The organism is Sphingobacterium sp. UBA3549 (genome assembly GCF_002376635.1).
In the GTDB taxonomy this organism is placed as follows: Bacteria; Bacteroidota; Bacteroidia; order Sphingobacteriales; family Sphingobacteriaceae; genus Sphingobacterium.
This window is the reverse complement of sequence record NZ_DFOE01000010.1, coordinates 17,589-35,822: the sequence shown is the minus strand read 5'-3', so window position 1 is coordinate 35,822 and position 18,234 is coordinate 17,589. Positions and strand designations below refer to the sequence as shown.

Annotated in this window: 16 protein-coding genes; 10 read left to right on the top strand and 6 right to left on the bottom strand. The window is 39.8% G+C overall.

Annotated features, from left to right (window positions below; genetic code table 11):
• Positions 1–23 precede the first annotated feature (23 nt).
• On the top strand, positions 24–2,009 hold the full coding sequence (gene mrdA / locus B2W36_RS06305) for a penicillin-binding protein 2 (RefSeq protein WP_209578796.1): 1,986 nt from the start codon (positions 24–26) through the stop codon (positions 2,007–2,009).
• Positions 2,002–3,387 (top strand): rod shape-determining protein RodA, encoded by a 1,386-nt coding sequence (gene rodA / locus B2W36_RS06300; protein WP_293886912.1) that lies wholly within the window; start codon positions 2,002–2,004, stop codon positions 3,385–3,387. Before mrdA ends, rodA begins: the two co-directional genes overlap by 8 nt.
• Here the strand turns inward: rodA and B2W36_RS06295 are convergent.
• The 4 genes from B2W36_RS06295 to B2W36_RS22620 are packed head-to-tail and all read right to left on the bottom strand — an operon-like array spanning position 3,359 to position 5,909.
• The gene (locus B2W36_RS06295; protein WP_209578798.1) at positions 3,359–4,213 is read right to left on the bottom strand and encodes a nucleoside phosphorylase; all 855 of its coding nucleotides are present in this window, start codon (positions 4,211–4,213) and stop codon (positions 3,359–3,361) included. The genes rodA and B2W36_RS06295 overlap by 29 nt on opposite strands.
• The gene (locus B2W36_RS06290; RefSeq protein ID WP_209578799.1) at positions 4,210–4,827 is read right to left on the bottom strand and encodes an IMPACT family protein; all 618 of its coding nucleotides are present in this window, start codon (positions 4,825–4,827) and stop codon (positions 4,210–4,212) included. The genes B2W36_RS06295 and B2W36_RS06290 overlap by 4 nt, the downstream gene beginning before the upstream one ends.
• Entirely contained in the window at positions 4,824–5,693 is an 870-nt protein-coding gene (locus B2W36_RS06285; protein WP_293885661.1) for an EamA family transporter, read from the bottom strand. Before B2W36_RS06285 ends, B2W36_RS06290 begins: the two co-directional genes overlap by 4 nt.
• Positions 5,694–5,696: 3 nt before the next feature.
• The gene (locus B2W36_RS22620) at positions 5,697–5,909 is read right to left on the bottom strand and encodes a thermonuclease family protein (protein ID WP_409530114.1); all 213 of its coding nucleotides are present in this window, start codon (positions 5,907–5,909) and stop codon (positions 5,697–5,699) included.
• Between the two features lie 633 nt (positions 5,910–6,542).
• Between B2W36_RS22620 and B2W36_RS06280 the strand changes: the two genes are divergently transcribed.
• The 5 genes from B2W36_RS06280 to B2W36_RS06260 all read left to right on the top strand — a co-directional run bounded on the left by B2W36_RS06280 (position 6,543) and on the right by B2W36_RS06260 (position 11,919).
• Entirely contained in the window at positions 6,543–7,367 is an 825-nt protein-coding gene (locus B2W36_RS06280; protein ID WP_209578802.1) for a prephenate dehydratase, read from the top strand.
• Positions 7,368–7,406: 39 nt separating this feature from the next.
• On the top strand, positions 7,407–8,519 hold the full coding sequence (locus B2W36_RS06275) for a chorismate mutase (protein ID WP_209578803.1): 1,113 nt from the start codon (positions 7,407–7,409) through the stop codon (positions 8,517–8,519).
• Positions 8,519–9,769, top strand: a complete 1,251-nt coding sequence (gene aroA / locus B2W36_RS06270; protein ID WP_293886910.1) for a 3-phosphoshikimate 1-carboxyvinyltransferase — start codon at positions 8,519–8,521, stop codon at positions 9,767–9,769. The genes B2W36_RS06275 and aroA overlap by 1 nt, the downstream gene beginning before the upstream one ends.
• A 202-nt stretch (positions 9,770–9,971) precedes the next feature.
• The gene (aroC, locus tag B2W36_RS06265; protein WP_293886908.1) at positions 9,972–11,078 is read left to right on the top strand and encodes a chorismate synthase; all 1,107 of its coding nucleotides are present in this window, start codon (positions 9,972–9,974) and stop codon (positions 11,076–11,078) included.
• Complete coding sequence (locus tag B2W36_RS06260) at positions 11,065–11,919, top strand: ROK family protein (protein ID WP_293886906.1); 855 nt, start codon at positions 11,065–11,067, stop codon at positions 11,917–11,919. Before aroC ends, B2W36_RS06260 begins: the two co-directional genes overlap by 14 nt.
• Positions 11,920–11,976: 57 nt before the next feature.
• On the opposite strand, the gene B2W36_RS06255 is transcribed toward B2W36_RS06260, so the two are convergent.
• Positions 11,977–14,391, bottom strand: a complete 2,415-nt coding sequence (locus B2W36_RS06255) for an alpha-ketoacid dehydrogenase subunit alpha/beta (RefSeq protein WP_293886904.1) — start codon at positions 14,389–14,391, stop codon at positions 11,977–11,979.
• A gap of 228 nt (positions 14,392–14,619) precedes the next feature.
• Here B2W36_RS06255 and B2W36_RS06250 point away from each other — a divergent pair, with 228 nt between their 5' ends.
• From B2W36_RS06250 to B2W36_RS06240, 3 genes are read left to right on the top strand one after another with little or no spacing between them, the layout of a single operon-like run.
• Positions 14,620–15,810, top strand: a complete 1,191-nt coding sequence (locus tag B2W36_RS06250; protein WP_293886902.1) for a DEAD/DEAH box helicase — start codon at positions 14,620–14,622, stop codon at positions 15,808–15,810.
• A 52-nt stretch (positions 15,811–15,862) separates the two neighbouring features.
• Positions 15,863–16,609 carry a hypothetical protein gene (locus tag B2W36_RS06245; RefSeq protein ID WP_293886900.1) on the top strand — a complete coding sequence of 249 codons (747 nt, stop codon included), beginning with the start codon at positions 15,863–15,865 and terminating at the stop codon, positions 16,607–16,609.
• A 37-nt stretch (positions 16,610–16,646) separates the two neighbouring features.
• Positions 16,647–17,102, top strand: a complete 456-nt coding sequence (locus tag B2W36_RS06240; RefSeq protein WP_293886898.1) for an NUDIX domain-containing protein — start codon at positions 16,647–16,649, stop codon at positions 17,100–17,102.
• Positions 17,103–17,401: 299 nt separating this feature from the next.
• Here the strand turns inward: B2W36_RS06240 and B2W36_RS06235 are convergent, their stop codons facing one another.
• Positions 17,402–18,115, bottom strand: a complete 714-nt coding sequence (locus tag B2W36_RS06235; protein ID WP_293886896.1) for a class I SAM-dependent methyltransferase — start codon at positions 18,113–18,115, stop codon at positions 17,402–17,404.
• Positions 18,116–18,234 lie beyond the last annotated feature (119 nt).

Here is an 18,234-nt window from a genome sequence, read left to right as displayed (position 1 = left end):
TCGATGGATAGAAATTCATTTCTATGAACAGTTTTTTTGCGCGCAAGTACGTCGTTTCCGGAATCTTTATCGCCATCACACTGACTCTGATGGCCCGCTTATTTTATTTGCAGATCATAGACGATTCCTACATACATTCTGCCAACAGTAATGTGATGCGCAAGGTCATTGTTTACCCTGCCAGGGGGGTTATACTGGATCGAAAAGGAAAGGTGCTGGTTCAGAACGAACCGGTATATGACCTTATGGTCACCCCACGTGAAGTAAAAGAAATTGATACGGCACTGTTTTGCAAATTGATAGATATCGATAAAGAAGGCTTTATCAAACGGATGGAAAAGGCTAGAATACACTCGCCTTATCGTGCATCTATCTTTGAAAAACAGCTTTCTGTACGGACATGGGCCCAATATCAGGAGTATCAATATCAATTTCGTGGTTTCTATGTGCAGAAGAGAACAATCAGAAGTTATCCCGATAGCATAGCGGCTCAATTTTTGGGTTATGTCAGTGAGGTAAATGACAAGGACATTGAACGCTCCAATGGATTTTATCGAAGTGGTGACTATATTGGCCGCAGCGGTGTAGAGCGTTCCTATGAAGACCTCATTCGTGGGAAACGCGGTGTTAATAACCTGATGGTCGACGCGCTGAATCGCCCCAAAGGTGTATTTATGGAGGGGAAATACGACACACTCGCCGTTGCAGGGGAAGGACTGGTTTCCTCTTTAGATAAAGACCTTCAAATCCTAGGGGAAAACCTGATGAAAAATAAATTGGGGTCCATTGTTGCTATCGAACCTTCAACGGGTGAAATCTTGGCCTATGTCAGTAGTCCGAGCTATAATCCAAACATGATGGTGGGACGACAATCTGGCAATAATTATATGAAATTATTGAAGGATGAAACGAAACCGCTGTTTAACCGTCCTATTCAAGCTTCTTACCCGCCAGGATCTGTATTTAAGGTGGTATCTGCATTGACAGCGCAACAGGCGGGTGTGATTGATCGCAACACGGTATTCTTCTGCCCGCATGGGTACAGTTATGGCGGTGGACGTGGATGGATGGGCTGTACGCACTATCATGGATCGACTACTTTACAGCGATCGGTAGCCGTATCATGCAATACTTATTATGGTTTTACGTATGCCAAAATGATTGATGGACGTGGCCTTTCGGGACCTAAAGCTTATGATTTATGGCGCAATGCAGTAACCCAGTTTGGGATTGGCCATAAACTGGGCATTGATCTACCCGGGGAGAAACCAGGTTTATTGCCGACATCAGATTTTTATACCAAACGATACGGTAACGATAAATGGCGTTCAAGTTTCAACATTTCCTTATCCATCGGGCAAGGGGAAATGGGAATAACGCCATTGCAAATGGCCAATATCATGGCTATCGTTGCTAATAAAGGGTTTTACTACAGACCGCATTTGATTAAAGGAATTGGAGAAAAGAAAATTGCCAAGAAGGAATTCACGGAAAAAATAAGTGCCGGTGTCGATGAAAAATACTATCCTGTAGTTATTCAGGGCATGAGCGATGCTGTTAATACACCTGAGGGAACAGCTTGGTCCAATCGTATTCCGGGGATCGAAATGTGTGGTAAAACAGGTACAGCTCAGAACCCGCATGGGGAAAACCATGCTGTTTTCTTTGCTTTTGCACCGCGGGAAAATCCTAAAATCGCCATTGCTGTCTTTGTTGAAAATGCAGGTTACGGTGGAACATGGGCGGGACCTATTGCAAGTATGATGGTCGAGAAATACCTCAAAGACACCATCACTGCTCCTAAGTATATCCAGGATCGCATCTATAATGCAAATTTTCTTCCTGCGCCTAAAAAAGTGGTGGATCCAAAGGCTACTAAGGATGTAAAAAAAACAGACTCAGTCAAATCCAAAACGGACACGTTAAAATCTAAACGGCAACTGGCCGCTGTGACGAAACCAAAAGAAACAATTGTTCACCATAGCGAGATAAAGAGAAGATATGAATAATCAAAAAACTAGTTTCTTTGGGAAGATAGACTGGCTGACCATAACCCTTTGGCTCGCGCTATGCTTAATTGGCTTATTCAATATCCGTGCTGCTGTGTTTAACCCCGAACTGCCCAATTTCTTTACATTGGGTACGAATTATGGAAAACAGTCTTTATATCTTGTTTCCGCTATTATCTTGGGGGTATCCATTTTGATCATAGACGCTAAATTTTTCAGCTCGGCTTCACCAATATTTTACGGTATAACTGCTGTACTGCTTGTGATCGTATTGGTCGTAGGACGAAATGTTGGTGGAAATCAGGCCTGGATCGACCTCGGTTTTTTCCGCTTACAACCTTCGGAGTTTGCGAAACTTTCGACTTGCCTGTTGCTGGCCAACTTTTTAAGTTCTCAAAGCAATAAGGCTCCAACCATGCAGACTTTGGCTATGGGGGCCGGTATTGTATTATTCCCTGTATTTCTGGTGATGTTACAACCCGATACTGGATCTGCGCTCGCATTCTTTTCGTTGATTTTTGTATTCTACCGAGAGGGCTATGTGAATAATGAGCTTCTGATATTTGGAGGTCTCTGCATTTTGCTTTTCGTCCTTGCTTTATTGGTCAATCCATGGATACTTATTTTGGTTTTGGCATTACTCATTGGCCTTGTGATGTGGAACTACCGCAAGAGAAGGAAATACATTATTAATCTCAGTATACTTTTTGCGGCGTGTGCAGTATTTATTCTCTGTGTGGACCTCGTGTATGACCATGTCTTACAATCGCATCAACGTGATCGTATTGACATCATTTTAGGCAAAATGGAAGATCCTAAGGGAAAGGGCTATAATTTGAACCAGTCTAAAATTGCAATTGGATCGGGACAGCTTTTGGGAAAAGGTTATTTACAGGGAACCCAGACAAAATATAACTTCGTACCTGAGCAAAGTACAGATTTTATTTTCTGCACGGTTGGAGAGGAATGGGGCTTTGTCGGATCGGTTACCTTATTACTGATCTATCTCACGCTACTGTTACGCATTATTCACATTGCCGAACGACAGCGTTCGGCCTTCGCCAGAATCTATGCATATGGTGTAGCCTCCATTCTATTTTTTCACTTGTTTATTAATATCGGCATGACAATAGGTATTGTACCCGTTATCGGGATACCACTACCTTTTATCAGCTACGGGGGCTCGTCTTTGTGGAGTTTTACGATTTTGCTGTTTATCATGCTTAAATTTGATTCAAATAGAAAAGGAATTGNNCAATTCCTTTTCTATTTGAATCTTGTCCACAGCATCAACTCCTTTATCGCATCCGCCGCGAAGCGGCTATTACACAAGTTGTTCTCCAAAAAAATTAAATGCGCGCTAAAACGAGCTGTATAGCCTTGTCGACAACTTGTTCGGGCGTGGAAGAAAAATGACCATCTACCCTGTTTGCCAAAATAGCATTGATGGATAAAGCTTGATGTCCAAACATTTTGGCCAATGCGTAAATACCAGCAGTTTCCATCTCCAGGTTAGTTAAGCGTAGCGCTTTATATTGAAAAGAATTTACTAAACTCACAAAATTAGGAATGCTATTATTTGCCCTCAAATGGCGCCCCTGGGGTGCATAAAAACCCGGTGCAGTTAATGTGATCCCCTTGGGTAGGTCAAAAGCGATCTGCTCCTGAAGACTCCTACTGCCTTTGGCAACGTAAGGCTGTAAGTTCAATGCTGAAAAATACTTATCTAATTCCGCCTGAAGCCCTTTCTCTTCATCGTCATAAGCAGCCTTATAATAGTTCATCAAGGCATCAAGACCTATACCGTAAGAAGAGGCCAAAATAGTTCCCATTTCAACATCTTGTTGTACAGCCCCTGAAGTTCCAATGCGTATTATATCCAGCGAGGTCAACGCGGACTTCACGGTTCTACTGGCAAAATCAATATTTGCAAGCGCATCCAGTTCATTCAATACGATGTCTATATTATCCGTACCTATACCAGTGGATATTACGGTTAGCCGTTTATTCCCCAAATACCCGGTATGTGTAATAAATTCACGCTTTCCTTTTTTGAGTTCAATGCGATCAAAGTGTGCCGAAACTTTCGCCACGCGGTCTGGATCACCTACGGTAATTACGGTATTGGCCAGGTCTTCTGGCAACAAATTCAGATGGTAAATACTGCCATCTGCGTTTAAAACTAATTCCGATTCGTTAATCATAGCGTATATAAATAAGTTAACTGACAACCCTCGATTTTAGCGAACCGATCAACAATTCGATTGACCTGCATTTTTCGGACTTCAAACTCCAGATAACACTGATTGTCAAATTCCTGCTTATCAACGTCGATCCCCTCTTCTTTAATTATCCGCATGACATCATTCATATGGAGGTAATCGAAGGTGACACCATAATGGTCATTGACTGTGCGTTCGCTAATTTCTGCTCGAATTAAAGCGTCCTGGGTGGCCGACTTGTAGGCATTAATCAAACCTGGTACCCCCAACAATGTACCGCCAAAATACCGTACAACAATCACGATAATGTTGGTGACATCCATAGACAATAGCACATTTAAAATAGGGCGTCCTGCCGTTCCCGACGGTTCGCCATCATCATTCACTCGAAAGACAGCTCGGTCTGGTGTTAAACGATAAGCCCAACAATGATGTCTCGCTTTGGGATGGATTGCTTTCACTTCCAAGAGCAACTCTTTGAGTTGATCTTCCGATTTAAAAGGAAAGGCGTAGGCAATAAACTTACTACCTTTATCCCTAAAAATCCCCTCATATTTTGCACCAATAGTCCGATAAGTATCTTCAAATAAACTCATAGATATGCTATGATTAAAACTGAAACAATAGAAAGCGCTATACCAAGATAATTTAATAGCGATAACCTTTCTTTAAAAAATAAGACGCCAATTAAAGCGCCCAAGGAAATCACGCCGATGTTCATACCGGTAAATACAACAGAAGGGTTTTCTGGCAAAGCCCGATGTGCTTTCATATAAAATAGAATATTACAAAAATTGAATACTCCCAAAACCAGTCCATATCCCACAGCTTTTTTCGAAAAACCTTGCCTTTCCACGAAAAGAAAATAGAGCAACAGTAACATTGCAATAAACATCGCCATTACAAAGATAATAAACATGGAGCTGATATAGGGTATACTGACATGTAGCGCGACTTGCTTAAAAAGAATATCAATGATACCCATACCAATGAATACCAACATGGGATAACGTGCTTTATAACGGCTATCTGTTGCCAATCTACTAGGCTTATTTCTCTGCCAACCAATCGAACATAAAATTGCCAATAAACCAGTCGCTATTCCAAGCATTTTATGGCCTTCCATTTTTTCATGAAACAAAAAAAAAGAAGCCAAAAGTGGTATAAATAACGACAAACGCTGTGCGACTTCTGTCTTGACCAAACCGCTGTACCGAATGGATAAAGCTATAAAAACAAACATTCCCGGGAGTAGTACCGCAAGGAATGTATACAAAGTAACCGGCATATCGTCCCATGCTAGCGATTTTAAGTCAGGTTTCAGCACGAAATAGGTCAGTGCAACGGCCATAGGGTAATTCCAAACAATAACTTGTTTGGTTTCGACTCCATTTTGTCTTCCCAATTTCAATAAAACCGCTACGGTCACACTACAAATAACACTTAATAAGACAAAAATCATTATTCAAAATCTATTTATTTCCAGCGTCCACGATTTCCCCCGAACGAGCTGATATTCCAATTTCAAAAATAAATATGCACACAGCATATGCTGTGTTGATGTGTAAGATATTAGATAGCCCTGTCCGACCAAATCCCGATTGATAAATTTTTCCCCAAGATACACATAAGCAATAAATCTTCCATACCGATCGTGCTTTCTTAGATTAAATATCAATTTCGCATGATATCTGCCTTTGATCGAATTGAAATATTGGCGTACCCCTACCCTTAATAACCTATTTATTCCATAAAAATGAATTCGCTTGACATACAACTCAGAAATTGATCCAAGGAAATGAGTTTCTTCTTCGCAAAAAACAAGGATAAAAAACTGTAAATATTAGCATAAAAAACACATTTTTTAAACAAAAAAACATAATAAAAAAAACATAATTTATATGAAATATTAAACGATAAAATCAATCAAAAAAAAGCTTAAAATAAATTAAAAAAACACATAAAATATTAAAAATCAATAATATAAAAAAAATTTGAATCAACAAATAATGTTATAAAAATGATTAAAAATGAGACTTTAAAAAGCTTAAAAAAAACACAATAATATAGAGGTAAAAATAGAATAAAATTTATTTTTTCTTTGATATATAAAAAACATTCGTACATTTGAAATATCAAACAATAGCAGGATGAACAAAACATATACATATTTCTATTTTAGCTTCTTTTATTTTAACCATAAGAGCCGGGATTAGATTGTGTATAAGTCATAAGAACACAAACAAAAGAGTCCCGGTTCGAATGATCGGGACTCTTTTTGTTTGGAGACAAAACAGCAAACAAAAAAACAATGAGTTTAAAAATTGCAATACAAGGCGCAAAGGCATCATTTCATGAAGAAGCTGCATTTAAATTTTTCGGAAGAGAAGTTGAAATTGTCGAATGTGATTCGTTTAAGAAAACTTGTGAATTGCTGAAGCAGAGAAAAGTCGACTATATCGTTATGGCGATCGAAAATTCAATTGCCGGAAGCCTATTACCAAACTATAATTTGCTAAGAGATTACAAGTTTCATATTACTGGCGAAGTCTACCTAAACATTCAGCAGAATCTCATGGTATTGCCTGGAGTGAAATTAAAAGATATCAAACATATCGAATCGCATCCGATTGCTATTCGCCAATGTGAAGAATTTCTTTCAGAGCTGGAAGGAGTACGTATAACGGAGGGTTCTGACACTGCGGCGACTGCAAAAATGATTGCTGAGCGCAAATTAACTGACACAGCTGCAATCGCAGGCACACTGGCCGCTGAGGTTTACGGGCTTGAAATCCTGGAGAAGAGAATCGAAACCAATAAAAAGAATGCTACCCGCTTTTTGGTATTATCGAATGAGGTAGTAGAACATAAAAATGCAAATAAAGCATCATTATCTTTCCAAACAGGCAATACGGTCGGATCTCTAGCAACCATTTTACAATGTTTTGCAGACCAAAATATCAATCTGAGCAAAATTCAGTCGATGCCCGTCATTGGGAAGCGCAATGAGTATGACTTTTTCGTCGACGTGGAATGGAAAAAGCAGACGGACTACGAAGCAGCTATCCGGAAAGTTCTCAAACATAGTATCAATTTCAATATTATGGGCGAATATGTCAAAAACGAAAAATTATAATTAACAATAGCATATATAACATAGATAATCAAACTTAACATGAAAAATACATTAGACATCACTCCTTTAAAATCTTGGTTGGACACAGGAGACAAACCTTTAATCATTGCAGGCCCTTGTAGTGCTGAAACAGAAGAGCAGTTGGTATCAACAGCACATTTGTTGGCAAATACAGGAAAAGTAAATATTTTACGTGCCGGCATCTGGAAACCACGCACTCGTCCTGGAGAATTTGAGGGTATTGGTTCAATTGGCCTAGAATGGCTAAAAAGAGCAAAAGAGGAGACTGGTCTATTAACAGCGACTGAAGTTGCTACAGCGAAACATGTGGAAGAAGCTTTAGCTGCTGGTGTGGATGTGCTATGGGTAGGTGCACGTTCAACAGCGAATCCATTTACTGTCCAAGAAATCGCTGATGCTTTACAAGGTATAGATATTCCGGTATTCGTTAAAAATCCTGTAAACCCAGATTTATCTTTATGGATCGGTGCATTGGAACGTATCAATCGTGCTGGTATTAAAAAATTGGGTGCTATCCATAGAGGCTTCTCTTCGTACGAAAAAACCGCATTTCGTAATGAACCGATGTGGGATTTAGCAATCCAATTAAAAACCGCTTGTCCTAACTTACCAATCATTAACGATCCAAGTCACATCTGTGGAAACCGCGAATTGCTACCGTATATCGCACAAAAAGCAATGGATATGGATATGCAAGGATTGATTATCGAATCGCATATCGACCCATCTGTTGCATGGACTGATGCTAAACAACAAGTTACTCCTGCTGCATTAGCCGATTTGATCGATCACTTAACTTTACGTAAGGCGGCGTCCGACAATCCTTCATTCGAAGACAAATTAGCTGAATTGCGTAGCAACATCGATAAATTAGATGACTTAATCATCCAAAAAATTGGGGAACGCATGAAAATTGCAGAGAAAATCGGAGAATACAAAAGGGATAACAATGTTACTATCTTACAAGTAAACCGTTGGGATGAGATTGTTCAAAAACGCACCAAATTAGCAGAGGCGCTTTCGTTGGGAAGTGAATTTGCGACAAAATTCCTCGAATTAATTCACAACGAATCTATTCGCAAACAAAATGTGGTCATGAACACTCAGGAACAACCAACAGCAGAAGCATAATGAATCAACAAGTCATCACGCTGACGCATCCTTCAAAAAAAATACAGGGTACGGTTCAACTCACAGGTTCAAAATCTGAGAGCAACCGTGCTCTTATTATCCAATCATTGAGCAAAGGACAAGTTGAAATAGCCAACCTTTCTGAAGCTGCAGATACGGTAACGTTAAACCATGTGCTGCAGATTGCTTCCGATCCGAAACCAGGATTCAACACGATTGACATCGGTCCCGCAGGAACGGCCATGCGATTCTTAACGGCTTACCTCAACCTTGTCAAAGGAAATTTTATCCTTACAGGTACGGAACGCATGCAACAGCGTCCTATAGGTATATTGGTTGATGCCATGAAAGAGATTGGCGCTGACATCCACTATGAAAAGAAAGTCGGATACCCTCCTTTGAAGATTGAGGGCGGGCTGTTTCAAGGAAAAGACCGTGTCAAGATTAAGGGAGATATCAGCAGCCAATATATATCAGCCCTCTTATTAATTGCACCAGCATTAAAAAAAGGGCTTACTTTAGAGATTGAGGGTGAATTAACCTCCAAACCTTACGTATCCATGACGTTGGATATGTTAAAAAGTGTAGGAATTCAACATGAGTGGACGAACAACGCGATTAAAATTGCGCCGCAGACATTTGATAAACAAACAATATATGTCGAGCCAGATTGGAGCGCTGCTTCCTATTGGTACGCTATCGTCGCACTGGCAGATGCGAATGCATCGATCGTATTGCCTGGATTAAGAAAAAATAGCTTACAGGGTGATATTGCGATTATAAGCATTATGGAGCATTTCGGTGTACAATCAAGCTTTGAATCAGACGGATTACATTTAAATAAAAAGATAATCGATTCGGACATAAGCTTATTCAACTTTAAAGAATGTCCCGATCTCGCACAAACTGTGGTTGTTGTCGCGGCTGCGTTAAAACGAGATGTATCCTTTACAGGCTTGGAAACTTTAAAAATCAAGGAGACTGATCGTATTGCGGCACTACAGAACGAAATTGCGAAATTTGGAGCCGAGCTGATTGAAGATGGCGATACCTACCACCTGAAAACAGCACGGGTATATCAGCCTGAAGAGGTCACCTTCGATACTTACGAAGATCACCGCATGGCGATGGCGTTCGCACCACTGGCATTAGTTTTTGACCAGATCAAGATCGCTGAACCTCAAGTTGTAGAAAAATCATATCCTGATTTTTGGAATCATTTACAAGCGCAAGCTTTTGTCATTGACTAGTAGATTAAAACAGGGATTAAATCAACATTAATCCCTGTTTCCACCTATTGTACCCCAACAGGCTTTTCGCCTGGGACAAAATCATGCAATACAATCCTTAAGGTTTAGGACAGGTGGCAAATCCATAAATTTGTATTCCTTCTCAAGCTTTACAATTGCATATAAAGGCAAATTTATTTAAGTTTATTGAAATTTAATTTTTATGGCAGGAAATTCATTTGGCGACTTATTCAGAATAAGCACTTTTGGCGAATCACATGGCAAAGCTATCGGTGTAATTATTGATGGTTGCCCTTCAAATATAATAATAGACGAGGATTTTATCCAATCCGAGCTCGACAAACGAAAACCAGGTCAATCCAAAATCACGACGCAAAGGAAAGAGAGTGATACAGCGCAAATATTATCCGGTGTATTCGAAGGAAAATCAACAGGTACACCTATTGCGATTGTCATTCCAAATGAAGATCAGCGTTCGAAAGATTACACACATATCAAAGATATTTTCAGACCTTCTCATGCTGATTTCACCTATCAGATGAAATATGGTATCCGTGACTATCGCGGTGGAGGACGTTCTTCTGCAAGGGAGACTGCAGCCCGTGTTGCTGCTGGCGCTGTAGCGAAGAGCTTTCTAAAACAATTTGGTATAGAAATCTTCGCCCACGTTTCTGGAGTTGGTACTATTGAAGCACCAAATGTGGATACAAAAGATCTAAAGAGCCTTCTTGATTTACGAGAATCCAACATCGCACGTTGCGCGGATCCAGCAACAGCAAATGAAATGGTTGAATTTATCGATTCTATCAGAAAAGCTGGTGATACCGTTGGTGGACGTATATCGGCTGTCATCAGACATGTCCCCGTAGGCTTAGGCGAACCCGTCTTTGATAAACTACATGCGGATCTGGCCAAGGCAATGATGAGCATCAATGCTGTACATGGTTTTGAATATGGTTCAGGTTTTGCTGGATCAGAGTTGCGAGGTTCCGAACATAATGATATATTTGTAGCAGATGACCATGATTTAACTCGAGTGCACACGCATACCAACTTCTCTGGAGGTATTCAGGGCGGGATTTCAAATGGTATGGATATTACGTTCAAAGTAGCATTTAAGCCTGTTGCCACTATCATGAGAGATCAAGAGACGGTAGATGTCCATGGCAACCCTGCTATTGCTAGTGGCAAGGGAAGACATGACCCTTGCGTTGTTTCGAGAGCAGTAATTATTGTGGAAGCCATGGCAGCACTTGTAATCGCGGATCATCTACTTAAAAATCAAAGTTACAAACATGCTGCAAGATAATTATGTCGTAGGTGTTGATATTGGAGGCACACATATTTCTGCCTGTATCATTGACACAAAACAATGGAATATATACCTAGAAAACGTGGCCAGAAACCACGTTTTTTCTCAAGGAGATGCTAAAACGATTTTACAAACCTGGGCGTCAGCTATTAGTGATATCATAGCCACCTCCCCTGCTCCTATTCAGTTCATCGGAATTGCCATGCCAGGACCATTTGACTACGAAAATGGAATATCCAAGATACAAGGACAAAGCAAATACGACCATCTTTACAACCAAGATATCAAAACTCTGTTAGCTAAGGAACTGGGACTTTCTCCTATGTCTATTCACTTTATCAATGATGCAGCGGCTTTCTTACAAGGCGAAATATTCGTACAACAACTGCAAACGAATAAGCGGATACTAGGAATTACATTGGGCACTGGGCTTGGGTCTGCGGTTTGGAATAAAGGCGAGAAGGCTTTTGATGCGGCCTTATGGAATAGCCCTTATGAAGATTGTATCTTTGAGGAGTTTCTGGTTACGCGATGGTTCGTAAAACGTTTCAAAGAAATAGCAGGTAAGGATGTGACAGGACTGAAAGAAATTTTAGATCATTATAGGGAAACTGCGGAGTTTCAAATTATCAAAGATGAATATGCTAAACATCTATTTGATTTTATGCAGTTTTTCTCGGAGAAACATTCATCTGAACTATTTATTGTAGGTGGCAATATTGCAAAAGCACTGCCTATTTTCATCGCGGATCGAAAAGAATTTGAAAGATTCCAAATTTACACGGCCATACTCGGCGAAAAAGCGGCAATGATCGGTGCTGCAAGTATATTCAGCTAAGAAATCAATCCAACGCTTAGCATATTGGCATTGGTCATTCAGAGAAATACCCATCTATTAAAACATAGATGGGTATTTTTCTGGATTAGCTTCATGCATAATCGCATAAACTGTCTCAACAACATCGTCGGAGGATGGCTTGGAGAAATAGTCTCCATCTGAACCATATGGCGGGCGATGTGCCTTTGCAGTTAGCGTTCGTGGTTGACTATCCAACAAATAGTAGCCATTTTGCTTCTCTAATATCTCTTGTAAGATAAAGGCAGAAGCGCCACCAGGGACATCCTCATCCACAATTAACAGTTTATTTGTTTTTTTCAAAGATTCCGCACAAAGTTTTCCTTTGTCAAAAGGTTGTAATGTTTGTGCATCAATTATTTCAATAAATATTCCCAAGCGTTCCAATTCAACGGCCGCTTCCTCAACGACACGTAAAGTTGAGCCATAGGATACCACAGTAATATCCTCCCCCTCTTTCACGCATTCCGCATAACCGATTGGCACTGTAAATTCACCGACGTTTTCTGGTAAGCGTTCCTTCAGACGATAACCATTCAGACATTCAATGACAATAGCTGGCTCATCTGAGCGAAACAAGGTATTATACATACCTGCTGCTTGGGTCATATTACGCGGCACGCATACATGTAAACCTCTCAGGGCACCTAAAATTACCGACATCGGCGACCCGGAGTGCCATATACCTTCTAATCGATGGCCGCGCGTACGAATAATTACGGGTGCTTTCTGTCCAGCAAAGGTACGGTAACTTAAAGTTGCCAAATCGTCACTTGCTACTGTAATGCCGTAAATTAGGTAGTCTAAATATTGGATTTCGGCTATCGGACGGAAGCCGCGGATCGCCAAACCAAGCCCTTTACCTATAATTGAATTCTCCCGAATACCGGTATCAAATACACGATGTACACCAAGTTTCTCCTGTAATCCCGCAAAACCCTGATTCACATCTCCAATTTTACCCACATCTTCTCCGAAAGCCAACAGCCTTTCGTCACGTCTAAAGTTCTCCTCAAAGCATAAATTCAGGACTTCACGGCCGTCGACAACTTTAGCCTCTTCACTGTACAAAGCAGGAACAATCTTTACATGGGCAGGAGAATCGACACCAGCTGTAAACAACTTCGAGTTATAACGTTGCTCATTAACCGCCTGCTTTTCTTTGTACCAACTTAATAATTGCTGACGTTCTTCACTATGCTGTCCTTTCAGCTCATGCAGCACCTTGCGAACCTGACCGTACACCTCTTTTAAAGAAGGTTCAACCATCGATTGCAATTTTTTGGAAGCAAAATCGGCGCGTTCGTTCGGAATACCCTGAAGTAAATCTATGGCTTCCTTTGCCTCTATGCTCAACGTTTTGATATAATCGGTCCAAGCTCGCTTTTGTTCTTGACGAACGTGATCTTTAGCCTGTTGATCCAGTTTCTCCAGCTCTTCTAAGGTAGCGATTCCCGAACTTATTATCCACTCTTTCATTTTTGCGATGCAATCGAAGTCAGTCTCCCATTGTAATCTTTCCTGAGATTTATAACGCTCATGTGAACCTGAAGAAGAATGCCCTTGGGGCTGTGTCAGTTCAGTCACGTGGATCAAACAAGGAATATGTTTCTCGCGGGCAATATGGGCAGCCTGTTCATAAGTTTCACATAACCCCGCATAATCCCATCCTCTCACTTTGAATATTTCAATCCCGTTGGTCAATTCTTCCTTCTGAAATCCTTGAAGCACTTCTGAAATATCTCCTTTCGTTGTTTGAATTTCGTTCGGTACAGATATGCCATATCCGTCATCCCAAATGGAAATCACGGTCGGAATCTGGTGAACCCCTACTGCGTTAATGACTTCAAAAAATACACCTTCAGAAGTAGCAGCATTGCCGATAGAACAAAAGGCAACTTCACTTCCTTTATTTGAAAAATAAGATAGGTAATCTAAATTTCTATTCTGCTTATACAATTTGGAAGCCAAGCCCAATCCTAGCAGCCTTGCCATCTGCCCTCCTGTTGTCGAAATATCTGAAAACGAGTTTTTTTGAGCCATTTGATTCAACCAGTTTCCCTGATCATCCACAACGCGTGTCGAAAAATGGCAATTCATTTGTCTTCCTGCAGAAGAAGGATCTGCCTCTACATCGGGATGGGCATACAATTGAGAGAAAAAATGGTAGACATTACTGATGCCTGAAGCAAATATAAATGTTTGGTCACGGTAATATCCCGATCGCCAATCTCCGTTTCTGAAAACTTTGGCCATCGCGATTTGTGCCAATTCTTTTCCATCGCCAAAAATACCAAACTTAGCCTTACCTGTAAGTACTTCTTTACGTCCCAATAAACTCACGTAACGACTTTCCAAGGCAGTTCGATAATCATTCACAATAATCTTCTTGAACTCATCAAAGCTCAAAGTGGAAATAGATTCATTGTTTTGGTCAAATGCAGTATCAAACATATTCTTTTTTGTTTCAACAAATTTAACAAAAATATTATTCTATATAATTGGTGTTTGTCAAATAAATTGACAATCGACAGTCCTCATTTGAAATAGAATATTCTAATTTATCAAATTAGTACTTTTTGATAAAAAATCCTAATTTACATAGATTTTTTAAAACCTATAACGACGTAAAACCAGCTTTGTCCTTTTTAATTTCTATTTTTGGATTTTATATTCATTATTTTGAATTTTTCAACACTAAAACTCGATAAATCCCTTAGCGCTAATCTTGAAAAACGAAAGCTTTCTTCGCTTACACCTGTTCAAGAAAGAGCTATCCCTGCCATTTTAGAGGGCAGGGATTGTTTAGCGATTGCACCGACCGGAACGGGGAAAACTGAGGCTTACGCGATCCCAATTATTCAGCGTTTACGAACTAAAGTTACCGCTGACCGTCTATCGGTACTTGTACTGCTCCCGACCCGGGAACTTTGTATTCAAACCCAACAGCGCATAACGAATCTTATCGAAGGTATGGATTTGATCATCGCTAGCTTCTATGGCGGTGGAACTTATGAAAGTCAATTGGAGGTTTATCCGAACGCGCATATGATCCTTGCCACTCCGGGTCGTTTGCTTGATTTTCTGGATCAGGGGAGTATTGATTTGAAGACGATAGATACCTTTGTGGTTGATGAATTCGATCAATTGCTTGATCTCGGCTTTGCGGCGGATATCAACAAAATCATCAATAAATTACCCGCTGAGAGACAATCTATTTTTAGTTCGGCCACAAAAACCGCCGAAATTGAAAAAATTGTTCGAAAAAAGTTAAAAAACCCTGTCGAGATCATTATTGATACAGCCTTAAAAAAGGGCCAGATAGTGGAATCTGTAATGTATGTCGACAAGAATGATAAAAAGAGCCTATTGGTCCATCTGCTTGAAAACAGGATTTCACGGCAGGCCATCGTTTTCACGCGAACGGTGCAAGGAGTCGAACGGATTGAAACAGCTTTAAACCGAAATGGTGTTTCTTGTTTGGCTTTGTATGGTGATAAGTCGCAGCAAAAACGAGAAGAGATCATTGCTCAGTTTAGACGAAAAGAAGTACGTGTTTTGATTGCAACAGACCTATTGGCACGTGGAGTAGATTTTCCGGATCTAGAGGCGATCATCAACTACGAAGTTCCAGATTCGCCAGAGCTATATACCCATCGGATCGGCCGGACTGGTCGTTCTGAGGCTGATGGAAAAGCCTTTACATTTTGCGACGCGGAAGACAACGAAAAATGGATCAAATTGCAACTCGCCTTAAAACGGCAAATTAGAATTGACGATCAGCACCCTTACTTGCTAAGCTGGGAGAAAATGCTTTCCAGTAGTCAAACCAATCCTCGGAAAGGTTCTTCAAAATCGAGAAAACGTCGTTAATTAATAAATATTCTTTTACTTTTACCTGCAAATCATAAAATCACAATTCGAGATGAATACAATACATTTATTTGATGATAGTAACAACGGCGATGATAACCGTCTAGGAGACCTGGAAAAAACAATCATCGTGAATAGTCTGATGGAGATTCCTTTTGAAGATCGGGATGAGGAATGGCGGGATGCATTTTTAACAAATATTGCTGAATGTACCTTAAAATTAGCCGAGACAGAAGTAGTTGTTGGTCCGGACGGATTTCCTTATTTCCAACTCGAAAGCGCTCCAAAAGATCAGAACTTTCAAGCGTTCGTCATCAAAAATCGACTGAAAGATTTTGTGTTACCAAGGGGTTTTGGTATTGCAATTAATACACAGCATGAAAATCCAGATTGGGTGTTCACCTATGGCGATTTGGTCAACTTCTTTCTGAACGAGGAATTTTACACGGATGAGAGCATTTTTTCGAAGAAAAATACACCGACAATTATTGGCGAAGATGAAGAAATATTAGTTGGACAGCCAGCTGAAACTATTCTTCCGCAAACAGTACGTACACAACTGCGTGAGTTTTTGGATTACTATGGGGTAAAGAATGCTAAAATTATGCTGCTGGCACGCAATTATAAAGATGAAGAAAATGTCACACAAGATTTAGCATTCAATATCGTTGCCAACCAATTCAGCACAGAAAAAGAGTTTACGAACATTATGGAAGCGATAGGCTGGTTCCTTCCTAGACATTATTCCTATATCGGATTGGACGAACTTGCTATTGACAACGGCTTTATGCCACTTTAAATAAAAAAGACTAAATATATACAAACATAATTAACTCATGTTTCCATTTAACGTAAGAGTGTACGGAATATTGATCAATGAAAAACAAGATGTGTTGATCAGTGACGAAAGGACGGAAAATGTTTCATTTACCAAATTCCCCGGCGGGGGCTTAGAATATGGAGAAGGATTATTGGACGCCTTGATCCGGGAGTATCAGGAAGAGTGTAATTTTGAAGTTGCTGTCGTTAAGCACATTTATACCACTGACTTTTATGAGAAATCAAGCTTTAATGATAGTCAGATAATATCCATTTACTATCAGGTTAAGAACACTTCACCAATTCAAATCAGAACTACGAACAGAGCTTTCGATTTTGATCCAGATCAAAAACCCGACGACAATAAACTTCAATCGTTTCGATGGGTGCCAATTGAATCGGTTCTCATTGATGATCTAACCTTCAAAACAGATCAAATCGCTTGGAAGGAATTCTTGAAAACGATTAGATAATAATAATTTTTCAATTTTCATGATTTTTATTTGTATTTAAAAAATAAAGATATATCTTTACGTAAACCAATGGAAATGCTTGTTTTTTTTAAAGTATTGACCTCAATAATTACATTTTATTATTTATTTGACATCTCACATGTGACTGGGAATAATGTTGAAAGAGCGTGGGATAAGACGGAAATTGGTTTATTGAATATGTAAATTCCTAGTCCTATAGGGTTTTTAATAGTTAGTGTGATTTTATGGCGATACTCCCCGTATCGCCTTATTTATTTAAATCCTATTTCTGCAGCCCGTTATTTAAAGGCTACATAAGAAGCGAAACATAAATTCTTGTGCAAAACATCCACATTGTTAAATCCAACATCGGTCAATAAATTGAGCTGGTAAACCAGAGATCTCGGCGTATCCTCATGTTCAATATAGTCAAAAACATGATCGCGATACTCCTCATCCTTCAATTTAGTCAAATATTCGCCATATTTCTCCTTATAAATTAGCTTTTGGAGATGAACGTTATTGTGTTCTATCAAATCAAAAATCCATACACTTCCACCTGATTTTAGCAGACGGAATAACTTTTTAAAAGTGCTTAACCAATCCTCGTCATCCCGTAAGTGATGCAAAACCGAAGTAGCAATAATGACATCGAATTTTTCCTCTTCCAAGGAAACTTCCCTAAAGTCTCCCTTTATCAACTGAATTTCTCCTTTTGTCAGAGCACTTACACGCTCTTGTGCTCTATTTAACATGGGTTGACTTAAGTCTACAAGACTAAAATTTGGATTAGATTTCAGTTTTTGCAACAACTTAACATCGTAATTTCCAGCGCCACATCCAATATCCAATATATTTTTTGCATTTGGATAAACACTTGCAATGGCATCTGTAATGAGCTCCATGTTCCAAACCGCATCAAGTGTGGTGGCCTGGCCGATTTCTAAATTTGAAAAACGTTCTACATCATTGTCAAAACGTGCTTCAATTTCTTGTAAAGTTGCTTTATTCATCTGTAAATTATTTATTTTTTTAATTCGGACGAGCCTCATACAGCACGACCATATGCAGACTGATTGTATTGTGGCCCACCCGTTATTTTTTAATAATTTAAAGGTAAGACTAACTGGAA